Annotated in this window: 2 protein-coding genes and 1 pseudogene; 1 reads left to right on the top strand and 2 read right to left on the bottom strand. The window is 41.2% G+C overall.

All coding sequences use genetic code 11. The annotated features are described in order from the left end of the window. Nucleotides 1-24: 24 nt before the first annotated feature. Entirely contained in the window at nt 25-1,740 is a 1,716-nt protein-coding gene (locus tag FFR48_RS26180) for a serine/threonine-protein kinase (protein WP_137669374.1), read from the bottom strand. A gap of 289 nt (nt 1,741-2,029) precedes the next feature. Here FFR48_RS26180 and ffh point away from each other — a divergent pair. After that, nucleotides 2,030-3,483 (top strand): annotated as a pseudogene (gene ffh / locus FFR48_RS26185) (signal recognition particle protein). Here the strand turns inward: ffh and FFR48_RS26190 are convergent. Next, on the bottom strand, nt 3,411-3,608 hold the full coding sequence (locus FFR48_RS26190) for a hypothetical protein (protein WP_137669375.1): 198 nt from the start codon (nt 3,606-3,608) through the stop codon (nt 3,411-3,413). The pseudogene ffh and the gene FFR48_RS26190 overlap by 73 nt on opposite strands. Nucleotides 3,609-3,767: the final 159 nt, after the last annotated feature.

Raw genomic sequence — 3,767 nt, forward strand, 5'->3', positions numbered from 1 at the left:
CAATTATCAATTATCAATTATCAATTATCTCCATCCTAACCAACGCAAACAAGGAACAATAATGTAATAACTTAACCCTAAACAAAGACTAATTAAAACACCAATAGAACCAAAAAAAGCTATATGCTGTAATAACTCTACCCAATTTGGTGAATCGGAAAAATGGAACAATGAAATTTTGATCCCTAAATGAATTAAACCTGCGACAATATTAGCACTACCAAAAGCAGCTATAAAAGCGTAAGCTAGGTAATGGGTACGCAGACCTAAACCCAAAGTGAGTAAAGAAATTGAGATTAACATCCAGGCAATTAATCCTTCAGGGCTATTCTGTGGTTTAATAAATTGCCAAGTTATCCAACCTGAACTATAGCCTATTACACCCATCATAGCTGATACTAAAAAACGTCGTTTTTGTCCAAAACTTCCAGATAAAGTAATTCCCCAAGCAGTACCTAAACCAGCAACAGCATAAATGATAATTTCCTTGGGATTTGTAGGTGTAAAATTGGGGATGAATTGGGGTAATTGGCGTGATATAAATTCTGCCACAAAAGCGCCTGATTTAGTTTGATAAGCCAGTAAAAAACCACCAATAGTTCCCACACTCGCACCAATAAAACTTAAAATTATTGCCCAAATTGTCGCTAAACAAGCTTTCAAAAAGTTGAAAATTGCTTGCACTGTAAATAAAGTTGTATTACCTACAGCTTGGGTAATTTCTGTGATAGTTTGGACGATACTATTTTTAATTTGGGTAAAAAAGCCTAGTTGTGATTTTTGTAATTTTTTGGATTTTACAGAATTAATTGCTAATAAACGTTTTTGAATAATAGCTGCATGGGCTGGACGCGATCGCACATCCGCCTGTATCATTTCATCTAATAAATCTGCTAGTTGAATATTAACATTACACCACTTACGCCAGTTTAATTCCCCAGTAATCGGATCTTCTAATTCTTGTGGATATTTACCTGTAAGTAATTCAATCATTGTTCGTCCCAAAGCATAAAAATCAGCCGCAGGACCAACATTACCTCCTGTAATTTGTTCTGGTGGACTGTAACCAGAAGAAAATAAACGAGTAGAAGGAGAAGGCGATCGCAATATTCCCCCACTAAATTGTTTAGCCCCACCAAAATCAATTAACACCAATTGATCTGCTTGTAAAAGTGCATTAGGTGCAGGACTACGCAACATTAAATTAGAAGGTTTAATATCCCGATGAATAATTTTCCGGTGATGTAATTCCTGTAAAATTTTTACAGCTTGGGAAAGCAAATTTAACACCAAATCCTCTGGACATCCTTGAGGAAAATTTTTACGCACTTCCTCCAAAGTATAACCATCAATCTTTTCCATCACCAGACAAGCTAACTGGTGTGGTTTAGGATGAGTCACACTGATTTGAAAATACCCATTAGCGTCAACTTGAGGCACACCAGAATTGCGGAAATTACTTAAAACTTCCGCTTCTAGGATAAATAACTCCAAAGCCTTGGGAGAATTTTCCACCAAGACTTTCAGTACCTTTTCAGTTTGAGTTTTGACATCCCAAACCGTATAAATTTGGGCAAAACCGCCTGAACCTAAAGGTTTCAGTGGGTAATAACGGTCTACTAACTGTAACGGACTGCCACAGCTGTTACAAAATTTGTTGCCCCAAGGTTGGGGATAAGGACGTTGACAGTGAGGATTTATGCAGTGAACCGCACTCTGATTTATTTGGAACAAAACCACGAAAATACAAAGGCTAGATCGATTTTAACGCCTATTTTGCTTTCTTGATTATTCAAACAAACACATTCATCCTGGAAGAACGAACCGCAAAGTACGCAAAGGACACAAAGGAAAGAGGTAGAGCCTTTTTTCTTATAATCCAGTGGCGACAGTTGGGTGAAAAACGACTAAGCTGGTATTATAACAGGTTAAAACTTTACCTAAAATTCTGCCTGGACTGGAGCGCAAAACCAGCGGTTTAAACTTGGTTTAAACTTTCTCACTGACTCACGTACATTGTAATTACATTATGTTTGATGCACTATCTGACCGTTTAGAAGCCGCCTGGAAAAAACTGCGGGGACAAGATAAAATCTCTCAATCCAACATTCAAGACGCATTGCGCGAAGTGCGTCGGGCTTTGTTGGAAGCAGATGTTAACCTCCAGGTAGTTAAAGATTTTATAGCTGAAGTCGAAACCAAAGCCCAGGGATCTGAGGTCATAGCTGGTGTACGTCCTGACCAGCAGTTTATCAAAATTGTTTATGATGAACTGGTACAGGTGATGGGGGAAGAAAATGTTCCCCTGGCAGAAGTTAAGGATAAAACTACCGTTGTCTTGATGGCAGGTTTACAAGGTACTGGTAAAACCACCGCTACTGCTAAATTAGCTCTACATTTAAGAAAATTAGATCGTAGTTGTTTGTTAGTCGCCACAGACGTATATCGTCCCGCAGCTATTGATCAGTTAATTACACTGGGTAAGCAAATTAACGTACCTGTGTTTGAGATGGGCAGTGATGCTGACCCCGTAGAAATCGCCCGTCAAGGGGTAGAACGTGCCAAGGCAGAAGGTATTAATACAGTGATTGTTGATACCGCTGGACGCTTACAAATTGACCAAGACATGATGGCGGAATTAGCCCGCATCAAGTCAACGATTGAACCAGATGAAACTCTGTTAGTTGTGGATGCAATGACAGGGCAAGAAGCAGCAAATCTGACCCGTACTTTCCATCAACAAATTGGTATAACTGGGGCTATTCTCACCAAAATGGACGGTGATAGCCGTGGTGGTGCGGCTTTGTCAGTGCGGCAAATTTCCGGTGCGCCGATTAAGTTTGTCGGTGTGGGTGAAAAAGTCGAGGCGCTGCAACCTTTTTATCCAGACCGCATGGCCTCCCGTATTTTGGGCATGGGTGATGTTCTTACCTTGGTGAAAAAGCCCAGGAAGAAATCGACATCGCCGACGCTGAGAAAATGCAGGAGAAAATGCTGTCAGCGAAGTTTGATTTTACAGACTTCTTAAAACAGCTACGCCTAATGAAAAATATGGGTTCATTAGGTGGCATCATGAAGTTGATTCCCGGTATGGGTAAACTTTCTGATGACCAGTTGAAGCAAGGGGAAACCCAGCTAAAACGCTGTGAAGCCATGATTAATTCCATGACTAAGCAGGAAAGAAAAGATCCAGAACTATTGGCCAGTTCTCCCAGTCGGCGGCGACGCATTGCTTCTGGTTCTGGTTATAAAGAATCAGACGTGAGTAAGTTGGTAGCAGATTTCCAAAAAATGCGATCGCTCATGCAGCAAATGGGACAAGGCAACTTCCCCGGAATGCCAGGAATGTTTGGCGGTGGTATGGGCAACCCCCTAGCCGCAGGAAACCGTCCTGCACCCGGTTGGCGCGGTTATCCCGGCGGCGCACCAGCAGCGAAAAAGAAAAAGAAAGAGAAAAAGAAAAAAGGTTTTGGCACGCTATAGGTGACTGGGGACTGGGGACTGGGGACTGGGGACTGGGGACTGAGGTCTGATATTTGAGACTTTGTAACAGACAAACAATCTACTTTCAATAACCCTACAGCCAAAATCCAAAAGCCAAAAGACATAATCATATATCCAAAAGACAAAATCTCTTACCTCTCACCGAACATCACCTACTCAAGATCGTAAACCCACACGTCTGAACCCCAGTCACATTATCACTACTCGGATACCGTCTTCTCCATTACAAAAACACATAATTGCTCTTCCACACGCATAAAGCC

Source organism: Sphaerospermopsis reniformis (assembly GCF_005402885.1).
In the GTDB taxonomy this organism is placed as follows: domain Bacteria; phylum Cyanobacteriota; class Cyanobacteriia; order Cyanobacteriales; family Nostocaceae; genus Sphaerospermopsis; species Sphaerospermopsis kisseleviana.

Excerpts from the sequence above, each read along its gene's own strand:
- FFR48_RS26190 (WP_137669375.1), bottom strand. The coding sequence starts at position 3,608 with ATGTCTTTTGGCTTTTGGATTTTGGCTGTAGGGTTATTGAAAGTAGAT.